Genomic DNA, 17500 nt, shown 5'->3' with positions numbered 1-17500 from the left:
CCTGCGTGAGTCTTATTCAGCAGCAGGCTTGCGCTTCTTCAGTGGCGCCAGGCCATCTGCACTGGCCAGAGGCGCGTTGGCCTTCGGCTTGGCAGTAGGCTTGCGCTTGGCGGCAGCTTTCTTGTCGCCGGTCTTCTTCTCGACCTTTTTCTTCTTGCTGCCGGCCGCCTTGCCCGAGGCCTTGACCTTCTTCGGCCCGTTGTAGGTGCCCTTCACTTCCTTGATGACCCGGCGCTCGAACTGCTGCTTGAGGTAGCGCTCGATGCTCGACATCAGGTTCCAGTCGTTGTGGGTGATCAGCGAGATCGCCAGGCCTTCGCCACCGGCACGGCCGGTACGGCCCACACGGTGGACGTACTCGTCACCGCTGCGTGGCATGTCGAAGTTGATCACCAGGTCCAGGCCGTCGATATCCAGGCCACGGGCTGCCACGTCGGTCGCCACCAGCACTTTGGAGCTGCCCTGCTTGAAGCGCTCGATGGCCAGCTTACGGTCCTTCTGGTCCTTTTCGCCATGCAGCACGAAGGCCTTCACGTCCTTGGCCACCAGGTGACCGTAGATGCGGTCGGCCATGGCGCGGGTGTTGGTGAAGATGATCGCCTTGTCGAAGGTTTCGTTGGCCAGCAACCACTGCGCGATCTGCTCTTTATGCTGGTCGTGGTCGGCGGTGATGATCTGCTGGCGGGTGCCTTCAGCCAGTTGCGAGACACTGTTGAGCATCAGGTGCTCAGGGTCTTTCAGCACCTTGCCGATGATGTCGCGCAGGGCCGCGCCACCGGTGGTAGCCGAGAACAGCAAGGTCTGCTCGCGGTTCTCGCACTCTTTGCACAGGCGCTCCATGTCTTCGGCAAAGCCCATGTCGAGCATGCGGTCGGCTTCGTCCAGGATCAGGACCTGCACGTGGGACAGGTCGAGGTTGCCGGCATTGAGCTGCTCGAGCAGGCGACCCGGGGTGCCGATCAGCACGTCGGGCACCTTGCGCAGCATGGCGGCCTGTTCCTTGAAGTCTTCGCCGCCAGTCACCAGGCCCGACTTGATGTAGGTGAACTGCGAGAACAGCTGCACCTGCTTGAGGGTTTGCTGGGCCAGCTCACGGGTCGGCAGCAGGATCAACGCGCGAATCTCGACACGCGGACCGCTGAGGTCGACCAGACGGTTGAGCAGTGGCAGTACGAAGGCCGCCGTCTTGCCGCTGCCGGTCTGCGCAGTCACACGCAGATCCCGCCCTTGCAGGGCCAGGGGGATGGCCGCGGCCTGCACCGGGGTTGGCTCGACAAATTTAAGCTCGGCCACGGCTTTAAGCAGGCGTTCATGCAGGGCGAATTGGGAGAACACGGAGGTAACCTCAGACAAGTGCGGGAAATTCAGTTGCATAGGGTAACGTTTTCTGCAGCCTTAGCCGAATTTCTTTTGGCAACTTTGTCGCTATCCGCGCTCTAATACGGCTTCGTTTCGCAACAAGACTGTATGCAAGCCCATGGATATCCAACGAATCTGGCGTGACTCCCTCGACCTGTGGGGCACCCTCGACCAACATCCCATGCTGCACGCTGCCATCGGTCTGGCAGTACTGCTGCTCATCTCCCTGGCAGTCGGCCGCCTGGCGCGCTTCCTGATACTGCACGGCGCGCGCCTGCTGGCCCGCCAGCCTGCACTGAAGTGGCTGGACGACCTGCGCCACAACAAGGTGTTCCACCGCCTGGCACAAACGACCCCGTCCCTGGTGCTGCAGTTCGGCCTGAAGCTGGTGCCTGAGCTGTCCGACACCGCTCAGCACTTCCTTGGCAATGGCGCCCTGGCCTTTACCCTGTTGTTCATGACCATGGCGCTGTCATGCCTGCTGGATGCCCTGCTCGACATCTATGCCCGCACCGAACACGCCCGCACCCGCTCGATCAAGGGCTACGTGCAACTGGCCAAGATGATGTTGTGGATCTTCGCCTCGATCATCATCGTCGCCACCCTGATCGACCGCTCGCCGCTGTTGCTGCTGTCCGGCCTGGGTGCGATGTCGGCGGTATTGCTGTTGGTGTACAAGGACACCCTGCTGTCATTCGTCGCCAGCGTGCAACTGACCAGCAACGACATGCTGCATGTCGGGGACTGGATAGAAATGCCGCAGGTAGGCGCCGATGGCGACGTGGTGGACATCACCTTGCACACGGTGAAAGTGCAGAACTTCGACAAGACCCTCGTTTCCATCCCCACCTGGCGCCTGATGAGCGAGTCATTCCGCAACTACCGCGGCATGCAGCAGTCCGGTGGCCGGCGCATCAAGCGCAGCCTGTTCATCGACGCCGCCGGCGTGCGCTTCCTCACCCGCGAAGAAGAACAGCGCCTGAGCCAGGTGCAGCTACTGAGTGACTACCTGGCGGGCAAGCGCCAGGAACTGCAAAACTGGAACGAGGCGCTGGGGCCGGTGGCGGACCTGTCGGCCAACCGCCGCAAGCTGACCAACATCGGCACCTTCCGCGCGTTTGCCCTGGCCTATCTGAAGAACCATCCCAACGTGCACCCGAACATGACCTGCATGGTGCGGCAGATGCAGACCACCGCCGAAGGCGTGCCGCTGGAGATCTACTGCTTCACCACCACCACGGTATGGGCGGATTACGAACGGATCCAGGGGGATATCTTCGACTACCTGCTGGCGGTGTTGCCGGAGTTCGGCTTGAGCCTGTATCAGCAGCCGAGTGGCAATGATATGCGCGTGGGGTTGGCCGGGCGCACGGCAGCAGAGCCAATGCCGCGTCGCCTTGAAGAGATGAACGAGGCCTGATATTGCCGGGGCTGCCTAGCAGCCCCGGATCAAAGGGCACGTCAGGCCTTGCCGGCCAGCGGCGCCTGTGCGCGCCCACCCAGGCGGCTCAGCCACACCGACGCCAGGATGATCCCCCCGCCGATGAACAGCCGCCCCAGCGGCTCGTGCTGGTTCCAGATCAACAGGTTCAGCAGCAGCCCCGCCGGCACATGCAGGTTGTTCATCACCGCCAGCGTACCGCCAGAAACCAGGCATGCACCTTTGTTCCACCAGTACAGCCCCAGCGCCGTCGGACACAGCCCCAGGAACAACAGCACCAGCCATTGCACGTCAGTGCTCGGCAAGTGCTGGGTATTGCCGAACAGCAGGAAGGCCGGCAGCACCACCAGCAAGGCACCGAGGTAGAAGTAACCGAAGCGGGCGTAGTGTGGCAGGTCGCTGGGGTGGCGAGCGACCAGGTGACGGTACAGCACCTGGCCGGCAGCGTAGGTGAAGTTGGCCAGTTGCAGCAGCAGGAAGCCGATGAAAAACTCGCCGCTGATGCTGTCGAAACGGATCACGGCAGCACCGGCCACGGCGACCAGCGCGGCCACTAGCGCCCAAGCGTTGAAGCGCCGGTTCAGGGCATCTTCGATCAAGGTCACGTGTAGCGGCGTGAGGATCGTGAACAGCAGCACCTCCGGTACGGTAAGCACGCGGAAGCTCAGGTACAGGCAGACATAGGTGATGCCGTACTGCAGCGCGCCAATCAGCAGCATGGAACGCATGAAGCGTGGCTCGACCTGGCGCCAGCGGGTCAGCGGCAGGAACACCAGGCCGGCCAGCAGCACCCTGGCGAGCACTGCGAAATAGCTGTCGACGTGCCCGGCCAGGTACTCGCCGATCAAGCTGAAGGAAAACGCCTGGATCAGCGCGACGATTATCAGGTAGCCCATGGTTGCCTCTCGTGAATCAAGGCCGCGACCTTAGCGGGTTGCAGCGAATGAGTTCAACCATGAGGAATGTAGGGGCTGTACCGGCCTCTTCGCGGCTCGCCTGCGCGCAGTTATCTGCAATGGCCTTTGTAGGAGCGGGTTTACCCGCGAAAAGGCCGGCACTGGCGACCTAAAAACCCCAGGCATAAAAAAAGCCCGGCCATACAAGCCGGGCAGGTACACCCAAAGGAGCAAAAACAGGTGTCAGGTTTGGGAATTCGTGAACCCTCAGGCCACCGCCGCCAGCTTGGCCTTGGCCTGGTTGACGCCCTTCTCGTGGAACTCGCCGCTCATGTTCAGGCCTTCGGCATGGATGAAGTCGACATCGTGGATGCCGATGAAAGCCATGACCTGGCGCAGGTACGGTTCCTGATGGTCACTGCTGGCACCCGCATGGATGCCGCCGCGGGCAGTCAGGACGATGGCGCGCTTGCCGGTCAGCAGGCCTTGCGGGCCGGTCGGGGTGTATTTGAAGGTGATGCCGGCACGCAGCACATGGTCCAGCCAGGCTTTCAGGGTGCTGGGGATGGTGAAGTTGTACATGGGCGCAGCCATCACCAGCACGTCGGCAGCCAGCAATTCATCCGTCAGCTCGTTGGAACGGGCCAGGGCCTCCAGTTCGGCGGCGCTGCGCTGTTCTTCGGGTTTCATCCAGCCGCCCAGCAGGTTCGCGTCCAGGTGGGGTACCGGGCTTACTGCCAGGTCGCGCACAGTGATCTGATCGGCCGGGTGGGCAGCCTGCCATTGCTGGATGAAATCTTTGGTCAGCTGACGGGAAACGGAATCCTGCTGGCGGGCGCTGCTTTCGATGATCAGTACACGGGACATGGGATGCCTCCATCGGCAAAAAGGGTGCGATTCGATGGAGGTGAGATTAAGGCTTGACCTATCGATAAAAAAGCGTAAAAAGTGGGTCCAATCTATCGATTAATCAGTTTATTCCGCAGTGCAGTTCAAGGCGATCCGCAGTTTGATGATTTGCCGATTGAATTTGGCAGTGACATCGACGCTTTTACCTGCCGGTACGTTCACACGGCGTACCCGCGGTGCCTCTGGGCCATTGCGGAAGGTCACCTTGCACGCCGCCGGGACCTGCCCATAGTTGTTGAGGGTGATGGCGCCAATGTCATAGGCCGTGTCATAGGCGGTGTAGTCGAGCTTGACCCCGGTCAGCTCCTTCTCCACATCGATGGGATAAGCCATGGCCCCGAGGGGCAGGCACATCAGTATTGCCGCACAACATTTCTTCATGGGCCGCTCTCCTTGAAAGAGCGCAGCTTAGGACAACAGGAGCGAAAGATGAAAGCGCCGCGCGTAACCCTTGACCAGTGGCGAACCCTGCAAGCAGTGGTCGATCACGGCGGGTTTGCCCAGGCCGCCGAGGCCTTGCACCGCTCGCAGTCATCGGTCAGCTACACCGTGGCCCGCATGCAGGAGCAACTGGGCGTCCCGCTGTTGCGCATCGATGGCCGCAAGGCGGTGCTGACCGAGGCCGGCAATGTGCTGCTGCGCCGCTCGCGCCACCTGGTCAAGCAGGCCAGCCAGCTCGAAGACCTGGCCCACCACATGGAACAAGGCTGGGAAGCCGAGGTGCGCCTGGTGGTCGATGCCGCCTACCCCAGCGCCCGTCTGGTACGCGCGCTGGCTGCATTCATGCCACAAAGCCGCGGCTGCCGGGTACGCCTGCGTGAAGAAGTGCTGTCTGGCGTGGAGGAAGTGATGCATGAAGGCATCGCCGACCTGGCCATCAGCAGCTACAGCATCGGCGGCTACCTGGGCGCCGAATTGAGCGCAGTGGAGTTCATCGCCGTCGCCCACCCCGAGCACAGCCTGCACCGCCTGGGACGCGAACTGACCTTCCAGGACCTGGAAAGCCAGCTGCAGGTGGTGATCCGCGACTCCGGCCGCGCCCAACCGCGCGACGTCGGCTGGCTGGGCGCCGAGCAGCGCTGGACCGTCGGCAGCCTGGGCACCGCCGCCACCTTCGTCAGCAGCGGCCTGGGTTTTGCCTGGCTGCCCCGTCACATGATCGAGCGCGAACTGCGCGAAGGCGTGCTCAAGCCATTGCCGCTGGATCAGGGTGGCAGCCGCCACCCACTGTTCTACCTTTACTCGAGCAAAGAGAAGACCCTGGGCCCGGCCACGCAGATTCTCATCGACCTGCTGCGCAATTTCGACACCGCGCCACTGGACGTGCCCTTCGCAGCCCCCCCACAAGCCTGAGAGGACCGCGCCCATGGCCTATTTCGAACACGAAGGATGCACACTGCATTACGAGGAATATGGCCAGGGCGAACCCCTGGTGTTGCTGCACGGCCTGGGCTCCAGCTGCCAGGACTGGGAGTTGCAGGTGCCGCTGTTCAGCCGCCACTACCGGGTGATACTCATGGACATCCGCGGCCACGGTCGCTCCGACAAACCCGCTGACGGTTACCAGATCGCCACCTTCAGTGCCGACCTGCTGGCCCTGCTCGAACACTTGCACACAGGCCCGGTGCACTTCGTCGGCTTGTCCATGGGCGGCATGGTCGGCTTCCAGTTTGCCGTCGACCACCCTCAATGGTTGCGCAGCCTGTGCATCGTCAACAGCGCCCCTGAGGTCAAGCGCCGCACCCGCAGTGACTGGGCGTGGTGGCTCAAGCGCTGGAGCCTGGCGCGCATCCTCAGTGTCGAAACCGTCGGCAAGGGGCTGGCCGAGCGGCTGTTCCCCAAACCACAACAAGCAGACCTGCGACAGAAGATGGCCCAGCGCTGGGCGCGCAACGACAAGCGCGCCTACCTGAAAAGCTTCGACGCCATCGTCGACTGGGGCGTGCAGGAACGCATCGGGCAGATTCACTGTCCTACCCTGGTGATCGCCGCCGACCACGATTACACGCCGATACAACTGAAACAGCGCTATGTCGCCCTCATACCCAACGCCAGGCTGGTCGTCGTCGACGATTCCCGGCACGCTACACCCCTCGATCAACCCGAGGTCTTCAACCAGACCCTGCTGCAGTTCCTCGCAGCCGCTTCCACCTCTCAAGGATCTTTGAGCCCATGCTGAAAAAACTCCTGCTCACCGCCTGCTCGGTCGCCTTCGCCACCAGCGTGATGGCCTCCGACAAGACCCCGCACGTTCTGCTGGACACCAGCTTCGGCCAGGTCGAAATCGAACTGAACGCCGAGAAGGCGCCTGTCAGCACCAAGAATTTCCTGCAATACGTCGACAGCGGCTTCTACAACAACACCATTTTCCACCGAGTGATCCCGGGGTTCATGGTCCAGGGCGGTGGGTTCACTGACCAGATGGTGCAAAAAGATACCAAGGCCCCGATCAAGAACGAGGCCAGCAACGGCCTGCAGAACACCCGCGGCACCCTGTCGATGGCGCGCACGTCCAACCCGAACTCGGCCACCAGCCAGTTCTTCATCAACGTCGCCGACAACGACTTCCTCAACCCAGGCCGCGACGCCGGTTATGCCGTGTTCGGCAAAGTGACCAAGGGCATGGAAGTGGTCGACCAGATCGTCAACTCGCCGACCACCGTCAAGAAAGGCATGCGTGATGTGCCGAGCGACCCGGTGTACATCAAGTCGGCCAAACGCATCGACTGACCGCAGGCTTTCACAAGGATGTGAAACCGCCTGAGGGCCGGATGGAACAGGAGTGTCACCACCCATGCTGTACCGCCGTTTCGAACAACTGATCGACATCTTTCGCGAAGCCCCCAGTGAATCGCCGCCGACGACCGTGTGGCCGTTCTACCTGTATTACCTGCGCCAGGTGTGGCCCAGCTTCGTGGCCCTGCTGGTGGTCGGCCTGGTCGCCTCGCTGATCGAGGTGGCGATGTTCAGCTACCTCAGCCGGATCATCGACCTGGCCCAGGGTACGCCCAATGCCAACTTCTTCAGCGAGCACAGCGGCGAGCTGATCTGGATGCTGGTGGTGATTCTGCTGCTGCGGCCATTGTTCTTCGGCCTGCACGACCTGCTGGTGCACCAGACCATCAACCCCGGCATGACCAGCCTGATCCGCTGGCAAAACCATACCTATGTGCTCAAGCAGAGCCTGAACTTCTTTCAGAGCGACTTCGCCGGGCGTATTGCCCAGCGCATCATGCAGACCGGCAACTCGCTGCGCGATTCCGCCGTGCAGGCGGTGGACGCGCTATGGCATGTGCTGATCTACGCCATCACCTCGCTGGTGTTGTTCGCCGAGGCCGACTGGCGCCTGATGCTGCCGCTGCTGGCGTGGATCGTCAGCTACATTGCCGCGCTGTTCTACTTCGTGCCACGGGTCAAGGAGCGCTCGGTGGTGTCTTCGGACGCACGTTCCAAGCTGATGGGGCGTATCGTCGACGGCTACACCAACATCGCAACGCTGAAGCTGTTTGCCCATACCGACTACGAACAGCAGTATGCGCGTGAGGCAATCCGCGAGCAGACCGAGAAAACCCAGCTGGCCTCCCGGGTGATCACCAGCATGGACGTGGTCATCACCACCCTCAATGGCTTGCTGGTGGTCGCCACCACCGGCCTTGCCCTGTGGCTGTGGAGCCAATCGCTGATCACCGTGGGTGCCATCGCCCTGGCCACTGGCCTGGTGATCCGCATCGTCAACATGTCGGGCTGGATCATGTGGGTGGTCAACGGCATTTTCGAGAACATCGGCATGGTGCAGGACGGCCTGCAGACCATCGCCCAGCCAGTCACCGTCACCGACCTGCCCAATGCGCCGGCACTGAAGGTCAGCCGCGGCGCGGTGCGTTTCGATGAGGTCGACTTCCATTACGGCAAGGCCACCAATGTCATGGAAGGGCTCAACCTGGACATCCGCCCGGGCGAGAAAATCGGTTTGATCGGCCCGTCCGGGGCAGGCAAGTCGACCCTGGTCAACCTGCTGTTGCGCCTGTACGACGTGCAGGGTGGGCGCATCCTCATCGACGGCCAGGACATTGCCAAGGTGAGCCAGGCCAGCCTGCGTGCACAGATCGGCATGATCACCCAGGATACCTCGCTGCTGCACCGTTCGATCCGCGAAAACCTGCTGTACGGCCGGCCCGGTGCCAGCGATGCAGAACTGCACGAAGCTGTGCGCCGCGCGCGGGCTGACGAGTTCATCCCACAGCTTTCGGATACACAGGGCCGCACCGGTTTCGATGCCCATGTGGGCGAACGCGGGGTCAAGCTGTCGGGTGGCCAGCGTCAGCGTATCGCCATTGCACGGGTGCTGCTGAAGAACGCGCCGATCCTGATCATGGACGAGGCCACCTCGGCGCTGGATTCGGAAGTGGAAGCGGCGATCCAGGAAAGCCTGGAGACGCTGATGCAGGGCAAGACGGTAATCGCCATTGCCCACCGGCTTTCCACCATTGCCCGTATGGACCGGCTGGTGGTGCTGGACAAGGGGCGAATTGTCGAAAGTGGCAGCCACAGTGAGTTGCTGGAGCAGCAAGGGCTGTATGCCCGGTTGTGGCACCACCAGACCGGAGGTTTTGTCGGGGTCGATTGACACCTGCGCGGCCTTTTCGCGGGTAAACCCGCTCCTACACAGGTTCGCTATCGTTGTAGGAGCGGGTTTACCCGCGAAAAGGCCGGCACAGGCAACACAGATCTCTCAGTCCCGGCGGTAGGGCAACATCCCCCGCGCCTCCTCGGCATACCCCTTGACCCCTTCCCGTTCCTGCAGCAGAAAATCCTCCACCGCCCGCCGCAACCCCGGGTGCAGCAGGTAATGCCACGACCGCGTCAACACCGGCTCGAACCCGCGTATCAACTTGTGCTCGCCCTGTGCCCCGGCATCGAAACGCTGGTAACCCTCGGCAATGGCAAAGTCCATGCCCTGGTAGAAACACGTCTCGAAATGCAGCCGGTCGAACTCATCCAGGCAGCCCCAGTAGCGGCCAAACAGGCTGTCGCCCCCCACCAGGCTCAAGGCCATGGCCACATCTCGACCACCCTGGCGGGCCATCACCACGCGCACCGCCTCGGGCATGCGCTCGGCCAGCAGGCTGAAAAAATCGCGCGTCAGGTAGGGGGCACGACGGCGCACCGCATAGGTGTTGGCATAGCACAGAAAGACGAAATCCCACTGTGCCTCGTCCAGTTCATCACCGCGGTACCAGCGGAAGTCGATACCCTGCCCCGCCACCTGCTCGCGCTCCTTGCGCATCTGCTTGCGCTTGCGCGAGCTGAGGCTGTCGAGAAAGTCCTGGAAGTCGCGATACCCCCGGTTTTGCCAGTGAAACTGGCAACCCAGGCGTTCCATCCACCCAGGCAGGCCCGCCAACTGCGCGTCCAGCGCCGGGTCGGTGAAGTTGATGTGCGCTCCGGACAGCCCACCTTTGCCCAGATACTCCGGCAGGGCCTGCAGCATCAACAAACCGTCAGCCGGATCGGCCGCCAGCAGCCGTGGGCCGCTGACCGGACTGAACGGCACAGCGCCAAGCAGTTTTGGGTAGTAGGCGATACCGGCCCGCTCACACGCATCGGCCCAACCATGATCGAACACATACTCGCCAAACGAGTGCCATTTGCGGTACGCGGGCAACAGCGCCCGCACCTGCCCGCCTCGCTCCAGCACCAGGTGCTCGGCGGCCCAGCCAGTGTTGCGCGCCACGCTGCCGCTGTCCTCCATTGCACTGAGAAAAGCATGGCGCAGGAAGGGTTGGCCGGCTGGCACAAGGGCATCCCAGGTGGCCGTCGGCAGATCACGCAGGTGGGCAAGGCTGTACAGGCTGGTCACGTTTTCGGCTCGCTCTCTGAAGACCGTCAGTATCCCCAAGGAAGGCCCGTCGCTCAAATGACGAACGCCGGGTGGGCCCTTTAATTCTCAATTACTTAACAACAGTGCCACTAATCAGACATTAATCTGTCATTGGCCCCCGCAATACTTGCGCCTGTTTTCCGGAACCCTAGAACCTGTCTATTCAGGCCCTTTCCGAAGACATGCCAACGCAGGGGCAGGCGCTTGAGCCTCCCCCATTTTTTTCAGTAGGGAGAACCTTATGCGTCTTGTTTCCACACTTACCGGAGTAAGCCTCACCGGCATGATGCTGGCCCTGAGTGCCCCGGCCAGTGCTGCTGTCGACGCCAAGCTGCTCGAAATGCTCCGCGCCAATGGCTCGATCAACCAGGCGCAGTACAACGAACTGCAGGGCGACCTGGCAAAAGAAACCAAGGAAAAGGCCGACCAGAAAGCTCAGTCCGAACGTATGAGCTCCTTTGAACAAAAAGTGGCATGGGCCGCCAAGACCCAGATCAAGGGTGACGTGCGCCTGCGTTACGAAGACGTCAACGTCGACGATCCGAACAGCAGCAGCGGCAACCAGGACCGCCAGCGAGTACGTGCCCGTGTCGGCTTCTACAGCGAGATCAACCCGCAGGTTGACGCTGGGGTTCGTATCGCCACTGGCAGCAGCGCTGACCGCCGTTCGACCAACCAGAGCTTCGACAACTACTTCGACAAGAAGTCGCTGTGGGTCGACCTGGCCTACCTCGACTGGCACCCGACTGCAGTCCCTAACCTGCACCTGATCGGCGGCAAGATGCAACAGCCTTGGGTGAGCATGGGCGACATCATCTGGGATAGCGACATCAACCCGGAAGGTGTGGCGGCCACTTACAAGGCTGATCTGGGCGGGGCCGAAGTGTTTGCCAGCGCCGGTCAGTACACCTTGAAGGACAACGTCGATGGTGACGGCGTCCAGTACAAGCACGATGCACAGGTCTACCACGGCCAGTTGGGCGCCAAGTTCGCGCCGGCCGACGTACTCAAGCTCACCGTGGGTGCCAGCATCTATGGTTACGACAACGACAAGGAAGCCGCCATCCTGCAGTCGTTCGGCAACACCACCAACGAGTTCAATCTGGTGGAAGGCTTTGGCCAGATCGACTTCACTGGGTTGGCGATTCCGCTGTCGGCCTATGGCCAGTACGTGAAGAACACCGACAGCACCGACGGCGAAGATCAGGCCTGGCTGGCTGGCCTGAAAACCAAAATGGGTGCCTGGAGCCTGGACTACAACTACCGCGATGTGCAGCGTAACGCGGTGGTCAGCCTGTTCACCGATTCGGACTTCGGCAACGGCTACACCGGTTCGCGCGGTCATAAGTTCAAGGTCGGTTACGAAATCGACAAGAACTTCTCCCTGGGTGCTGCCTACCTGATGGCCAAGACCGACCTGTCGCAGCTGCCGAACAGCAATGCTGACGTCGACACCCTGCAGGTAGACCTGGAAGCCAAGTTCTAAGCAACACCCTGCTCTGCTTCACCTGAAGCGGGAAACGCCGACCCCATCCGGCGTTTCCCGCTTTTTTGCATGCCAGAAATGCATCGGCCACTTTCTACCGGGCGTTCACCGGTGCCGGCGCTACCGTATTCGCGGGTGAGCCCGCGCCTACAACGGTCGGTGGTGTACACGCATGGGCGGTCCGGCACGGCCCGTCGTAGGAGCGGGTTTACCCGCGAAGGGGCCGGAACAGGCCTGTGCTCAATCAGCGCTTGCGCAGAATCACGCTACCAATCGAATACCCCGCACCAAACGAGCTCAACACGCCCAACGAGCCTTTGGCCAGGTCATCCTGGTACAGGTGGAAGGCAATCACCGACCCCGCCGAGCTGGTATTGGCGTAACGGTCCAGAATCACCGGTGCCTCTTCCTCGGACACTTCACGCCCCACCAGTTTCTTGACGATCAACTGGTTCATGCTGAGGTTGGCCTGGTGCAGCCAGAAGCGCTTCACGTCGCCCGGTTGCAGCCCATTCTCCTGCAGGTGTTCCCCGATCAGCTCGGCCACCTTCGGGCACACCTCGCGGAACACCTTGCGGCCTTCCTGGATGAACAGCTTGTCCGCAGCGCCTTCACCCTCTTCCGCCGCACGGTTGAGGAAGCCGAAGTTGTTGCGGATGTTGTTGGAGAACTCAGTCCAGAGCTTGCTGCTGACGATGTCGAACTGGTGCGCCGAAGTGGCCTGGTCGGCACGCTCCAGCAACACGGCGGTGGCGGCATCGCCGAAAATGAAATGGCTGTCGCGGTCACGGAAGTTGAGGTGGCCGGTGCACACCTCGGGGTTGACCATCAGCACCGCCCGCGCCTGGCCCAGCGCTACGCTGTTGGCGGCGGTCTGGATACCGAAGGTGGCCGACGAGCAGGCCACGTTCATGTCGAAGGCAAAGCCCTGGACACCCAGTGCCTGTTGCACTTCGATGGCGATGGCCGGGTACGGGCGCTGCAAGTTGGAGCAGGCGACGATCACCCCGTCGACATCGGCCGCCGTTCGGCCTGCGCGCTCCAGGGCCTGGCGGGCAGCGGCCACGGCCATTTCACACAGCACCGACGGTTCATCGTTGCTGCGCTCGGGCAAGCGCGGCTTCATGCGCTGCGGGTCGAGGATACCGGCCTTGTCCATGACAAAGCGGCTCTTGATGCCCGAGGCCTTTTCGATAAACGCCGCGTCGGAGAGCGGCGCCGCCTCGACTTCACCGCGCTCGATGGCGGCAGCGTTGTCCTGGTTGAACTGCTGCGACCAGGCGTTGAAGGAAGCCACCAGCTCTTCGTTGGAAATGCTCTGGGCCGGGGTGTACAGGCCGGTGCCGCTGATCACGACGTTATGCACGGTCGTTCCTCTGGTCAAAGGCCACCGCCACAGGGCGCTGGCTGGAAACATGACAGGTTAATGGCACTTTAGTGCCAATTCAGGGGCCTACGTTTACCCCCGCAAGGCGGGCTCACCCGCCAAGGGCCGCAAAGCGGCCCCAAACGCCCCAAAGTTTGCCACAAATAATAGAGGTTAGCCTTCCACCTGACTCCATTGTTTGCTCAATCGCTTGTCAGAAATCGGCACCTTGGTCCCCAACTGCTGGGCAAACAGCGACACGCGATATTCTTCCAGCCACCAACGGTACACAGTCAGTTGCTCATCGCGCTTGCCTTCCTGGGCATGCTTGTCGGCACGGGCCTTGTACTGCGCCCACAAATTGGCCAGCTCGCCGCTCCACACCCGGTCCTTCTGTACTTGCGAGCCGAGTTTCTCGAGGCGCAACTCAACCGCCTTGAGGTAACGCGGCAACTCCTTGAACCACACCCCAGGCGTTTCGCGCACGAAGCCCGGGTACACCAGGTTGCCCAGCTGCTGCTTGATGTCGTTCAGCGCCACCGCTTGGCTCAGGTCGATCTTGCCCTTGAAGCGCTTCTGCAGCCCATGCCACAGCTTCAGCACTTCCAGGGTCTGCCTTGCCAGGCGCTCGGCATGCTCGGCCCAGCTGCCGCGCTTGCGTTCAGCCAGCGCGGCCAAGGCCGCGCCATCACGTGGCAACGGTTGTTCGCCTTCAAGGATGCAACTGTCCAGGCTGGCCAGCAGAATGTCTTCGACCAGCGCCTCGACCCGCCCCATTTCACGGTACAGCAGGCCCAGCTCGGTCAGCCCCGGCAGCTTGCCGCGCAGGAACTTGGCCGGCTCGGCCAGTTGCTGCAGCAACAGCCGTTGCAAGGCGCGGCGGTGCTGAAACTCGGCTTCGGCCTGGGTCGAGAAACGCCCCTCACGCACAGTGCCGTTGTCTTCCACCAGCGCCGGGTACACGGTCATCGACAGGCCGGCGATCTTCTGCTGGGCGGTCTGCTTCACTTCGCTGAAGGCCTTGGCCTGCACCGGCTGCTCACCCTTGGCGTCACGCGGCACGGCCAGGGCAGCCTGGCTGGCGGCAGCAAAGCGCGCGGTCAGTTCCGCCAGGTCGCGGCCTTCGCCAAGGAACTTGCCCTGGCCATCGACCACTTCGATGTTCATGCGCAGGTGGCCTTCGACCTGGTTGACCGACTCGTCCCAGGCCTCGTCCGACACACGTGCACCGGTCATGCGCAGCAGCTCCTGGCCCAGGGCCTGCGGGAGCGCCCCTTGGCCGAAGGTCATGCGCGCCAGCGAAGCCTTGACGAAGTCAGGTACCGGGACAAAGTTCTTGCGCAGGGCCTTGGGCAGGTTGCGCACCAGCGCCACGCATTTGGCCTCCAGCAGGCCCGGCACCAGCCACTCCAGGCGCTCGCCCGGCAGGCTCGGCAACAGCGGCGCCGGCACCCGCACCGTCACACCATCGCGGGGGTGGCCGGGCTCGAAGTGGTAGCTCAGCGGCAGGCGCAAATCGCCCACCTGCATACTGTCGGGGTACTGTGCGGCGGTCACTTCGCTGGCCTCGCGGGCCAGCACGTCCTCCTCGCGCATGATCAGCAGGTTGGCGTCCTTCTGGCTGCCCATGCGGTACCAACTGTCGAAGGTCGCCGTCTGGTGGATTTCCGCCGGCAGGCGCGCTTCGTAGAAAGCGTACAGCGTTTCTTCGTCAGCCAGAATGTCACGCCGGCGAGCCTTGGCTTCCAGCTCGTCCAGCGCTTCAAGCAGGCGTTTGTTGGCCGCCAGGCACTTGGCCCGCGACTGGATTTCGCCACCCACCAGGCCTTCACGGATAAACAGCTCGCGCGAGGTCGCCGGGTCGATCGGGCCGTAGTGCACCGGCCGACGGCCGACCAGGATCAGCCCGTAGAGCGTGATCTGCTCGTAGGCCACCACCTGCCCGCGCTTCTTCTCCCAGTGCGGCTCGAAATGGTTTTTCTTGATCAGGTGGCCGGCCAGCGGCTCGATCCAGTCCGGCTCGATCTTGGCCACCATGCGCGCATACAGCTTGGTGGTTTCGACCAGCTCGGCAGCCATGACCCACTGCGGGCGCTTGCGTCCCAGGCCCGACGATGGATGCACCCAGAAGCGCCGCTGGCGGGCGCCCTGGTAGTCGCCCTCTTCGGTCTTCTGGCCAATCTGGCTGAGCAGCCCGCTGAGGATTGCCTTGTGCATCTTCTGGTAATCAGTCGGTTCCTTGTTCACCGTCAGCTGCAGGTCACGGCAAATCAGCGCCAACTGACGATGAGCATCGCGCCACTCGCGCAGCCGCAAGTAGTTCAGGAACTGCTTGCGGCACCAGTTGCGCAGCGGGTTGGCAGTCAGCGCCTGGCGTTGTTCCTCGAAGCCGCGCCACAGGTTGACCAGCGCAGCGAAGTCCGAGTCCACGTCCTTCCACTGTGCGTGCGCCTGGTCGGCGGCCTGCTGGCGTTCTGGAGGGCGTTCACGCGGGTCCTGCACCGACAGCGCACTGGTGACAATCAGCACTTCCTGCAGGCTGCCCAGGCGCGCGCCTTCAAGCAGCATGCGGCCCAGCCGCGGGTCGATCGGCAAGCGCGCCAGCTGGCGGCCAATTGGCGTCAGCTGGTTCTCGCGGTTAACCGCCGAAAGCTCCTGCAACAGGTTGAAGCCGTCGCTGATGGCTTTGCCATCCGGCGGCTCGATGAACGGGAAGGCATCGATTGCGCCCAGGCGCAGGTGCAACATCTGCAGGATCACCGCCGCCAGGTTGGTGCGCAGAATCTCCGGGTCGGTAAACGCTGGCCGGCTGGTGAAGTCCTCTTCGCTGTAGAGACGCACGCAAATGCCCGGCTCGACCCGGCCGCAACGGCCTTTACGCTGGTTGGCACTGGCCTGTGACACCGCCTCGATCGGCAGGCGCTGGACCTTGGCGCGGTAGCTGTAGCGGCTGATGCGCGCGGTACCGGTGTCGATCACATAGCGGATGCCAGGCACGGTCAGCGAGGTTTCGGCGACGTTGGTGGCCAGCACCACGCGGCGCCCGGTGTGCGGTTGGAAGATACGCTGCTGCTCGGCCGGCGACAGGCGCGCGTACAGCGGCAAAATCTCGGTATGGCGCAGTTGCGCCTTGCGCAGGATCTCGGCGGCATCACGGATTTCCCGCTCGCCCGGCAGGAAGATCAGCACATCGCCCGGCCCCTTGCCCTCGCTACGCTCGTGCTGCGCCAGCTCGTCGAGGGTGGCAAGGATGGCCTGATCGACGGTGAGGTCATCCTCGATCTGGTTGCCTTCCTCGTCCTGTTCGCTGGTCAGCGGGCGGTACCAGGTGTCCACCGGGAAGGTGCGCCCGGACACCTCGATGATCGGCGCACCGTCGAAGTGCCTGGAGAAGCGCTCCAGGTCGATGGTGGCCGAGGTGATGATCAGCTTCAGGTCCGGTCGACGATGCAGCAACGTTTTCAGGTAGCCGAGCAGGAAGTCGATGTTCAGGCTGCGCTCGTGCGCTTCGTCGACGATGATCGTGTCGTAGCGTTCAAGGAAACGGTCGTGCTGGGTTTCGGCCAGGAGGATGCCGTCGGTCATCAGCTTGACCAAGGTATTGGAATCGCTCTGGTCTTCGAAACGCACCTGGTAGCCGACCAGCGCGCCCAAGGGCGTGCCCAGCTCTTCGGCGACTCGCGCGGCCACGCTACGCGCTGCGATCCTGCGTGGCTGGGTATGGGCGATCAACCCATGGCTGCCACGGCCAAGTTCCAGGCAGATTTTCGGCAACTGGGTCGTCTTGCCAGAGCCGGTCTCGCCGGCGATCACCAACACCTGGTTTTCGGCCAGGGCCTTCTTGATTTCGTCACGCTTGGCGGCGATGGGCAGGTTGTCGTCGTAGCGTACGGTCGGCACACTCTGCTGACGCGCGGTGACCTGAGCGCAGGAGGCCTGGACCTTCTCCACCCACTGCGCCAGCTTCGCCTCGTCGGGGCGCTTGCGCAGTTCGTGCAGTTGCCGGCGCAGGCGATGGCGGTCGGCAATCATGGCGTGGTCGAGGTTTTGCAGCAGTTTGTCGATGGCGTGGTCAGTCATGGGGCTTTTTAGTGATGCAGGTGAGCCTGCTTTTTCATGATCGGCATTCGGAAAGTCGGGCGATTGTCGCAGATTTGCGGAT

The 17500-nt window shown here is 62.6% G+C and carries 13 protein-coding genes; 6 read left to right on the top strand and 7 right to left on the bottom strand.

All coding sequences use genetic code 11. The features are described from left to right. Window positions 1-12: 12 nt before the first annotated feature. Window positions 13-1374 (bottom strand): DEAD/DEAH box helicase, encoded by a 1362-nt coding sequence (locus KW568_RS07560; RefSeq protein ID WP_012051553.1) that lies wholly within the window; start codon window positions 1372-1374, stop codon window positions 13-15. A gap of 103 nt (window positions 1375-1477) precedes the next feature. Here KW568_RS07560 and KW568_RS07555 point away from each other — a divergent pair, with 103 nt between their 5' ends. After that, a complete protein-coding gene (locus KW568_RS07555) occupies window positions 1478-2779 on the top strand; it encodes a mechanosensitive ion channel family protein (RefSeq protein ID WP_004576870.1) in 1302 nt (433 codons plus the stop codon). A 41-nt stretch (window positions 2780-2820) separates the two neighbouring features. On the opposite strand, the gene KW568_RS07550 is transcribed toward KW568_RS07555, so the two are convergent. The 3 genes from KW568_RS07550 to KW568_RS07540 all read right to left on the bottom strand — a co-directional run bounded on the left by KW568_RS07550 (window position 2821) and on the right by KW568_RS07540 (window position 4986). Further along, the gene (locus KW568_RS07550; RefSeq protein WP_004576869.1) at window positions 2821-3696 is read right to left on the bottom strand and encodes a carboxylate/amino acid/amine transporter; all 876 of its coding nucleotides are present in this window, start codon (window positions 3694-3696) and stop codon (window positions 2821-2823) included. Window positions 3697-3963: 267 nt separating this feature from the next. Further along, window positions 3964-4563, bottom strand: a complete 600-nt coding sequence (locus tag KW568_RS07545) for an FMN-dependent NADH-azoreductase (protein ID WP_003254608.1) — start codon at window positions 4561-4563, stop codon at window positions 3964-3966. Window positions 4564-4671: 108 nt separating this feature from the next. After that, window positions 4672-4986 (bottom strand): hypothetical protein, encoded by a 315-nt coding sequence (locus tag KW568_RS07540; RefSeq protein ID WP_003254609.1) that lies wholly within the window; start codon window positions 4984-4986, stop codon window positions 4672-4674. 48 nt (window positions 4987-5034) lie between these two features. Between KW568_RS07540 and KW568_RS07535 the strand changes: the two genes are divergently transcribed. The 4 genes from KW568_RS07535 (at window position 5035) to KW568_RS07520 (ending at window position 9232) form a co-directional block, all read left to right on the top strand. After that, entirely contained in the window at window positions 5035-5958 is a 924-nt protein-coding gene (locus KW568_RS07535; protein WP_003254610.1) for a LysR family transcriptional regulator, read from the top strand. Window positions 5959-5971: 13 nt separating this feature from the next. Further along, window positions 5972-6784: an alpha/beta fold hydrolase gene (locus KW568_RS07530; protein WP_003254611.1), complete on the top strand. Its 813-nt coding sequence runs from the start codon at window positions 5972-5974 to the stop codon at window positions 6782-6784. Then, window positions 6778-7335 carry a peptidylprolyl isomerase A gene (locus KW568_RS07525; protein ID WP_004576868.1) on the top strand — a complete coding sequence of 186 codons (558 nt, stop codon included), beginning with the start codon at window positions 6778-6780 and terminating at the stop codon, window positions 7333-7335. Before KW568_RS07530 ends, KW568_RS07525 begins: the two co-directional genes overlap by 7 nt. 64 nt (window positions 7336-7399) lie before the next feature. After that, window positions 7400-9232 (top strand): ABC transporter ATP-binding protein, encoded by a 1833-nt coding sequence (locus tag KW568_RS07520; RefSeq protein ID WP_004576867.1) that lies wholly within the window; start codon window positions 7400-7402, stop codon window positions 9230-9232. Window positions 9233-9337: 105 nt separating this feature from the next. Here the strand turns inward: KW568_RS07520 and KW568_RS07515 are convergent, their stop codons facing one another. Further along, window positions 9338-10465, bottom strand: coding sequence for a GNAT family N-acetyltransferase (locus tag KW568_RS07515; RefSeq protein ID WP_004576866.1), 1128 nt, complete (start codon window positions 10463-10465; stop codon window positions 9338-9340). A gap of 262 nt (window positions 10466-10727) precedes the next feature. Between KW568_RS07515 and KW568_RS07510 the strand changes: the two genes are divergently transcribed. Further along, window positions 10728-11972 (top strand): putative porin, encoded by a 1245-nt coding sequence (locus tag KW568_RS07510; protein WP_003254615.1) that lies wholly within the window; start codon window positions 10728-10730, stop codon window positions 11970-11972. A 244-nt stretch (window positions 11973-12216) separates the two neighbouring features. On the opposite strand, the gene KW568_RS07505 is transcribed toward KW568_RS07510, so the two are convergent. Together KW568_RS07505 and hrpA are read right to left on the bottom strand one after the other, a co-directional pair. Beyond that, complete coding sequence (locus tag KW568_RS07505; RefSeq protein ID WP_003254616.1) at window positions 12217-13338, bottom strand: beta-ketoacyl-ACP synthase III; 1122 nt, start codon at window positions 13336-13338, stop codon at window positions 12217-12219. Window positions 13339-13512: 174 nt separating this feature from the next. Beyond that, entirely contained in the window at window positions 13513-17418 is a 3906-nt protein-coding gene (hrpA, locus tag KW568_RS07500; RefSeq protein ID WP_004576865.1) for an ATP-dependent RNA helicase HrpA, read from the bottom strand. Window positions 17419-17500: the final 82 nt, after the last annotated feature.

This window comes from Pseudomonas sp. HD6515, assembly GCF_024971855.1.
Lineage (GTDB): Bacteria > Pseudomonadota > Gammaproteobacteria > Pseudomonadales > Pseudomonadaceae > Aquipseudomonas > Aquipseudomonas alloputida.
The sequence above is the reverse complement of the archived record's forward strand: the minus strand, read 5'-3'. Positions and strand labels throughout refer to the sequence as shown.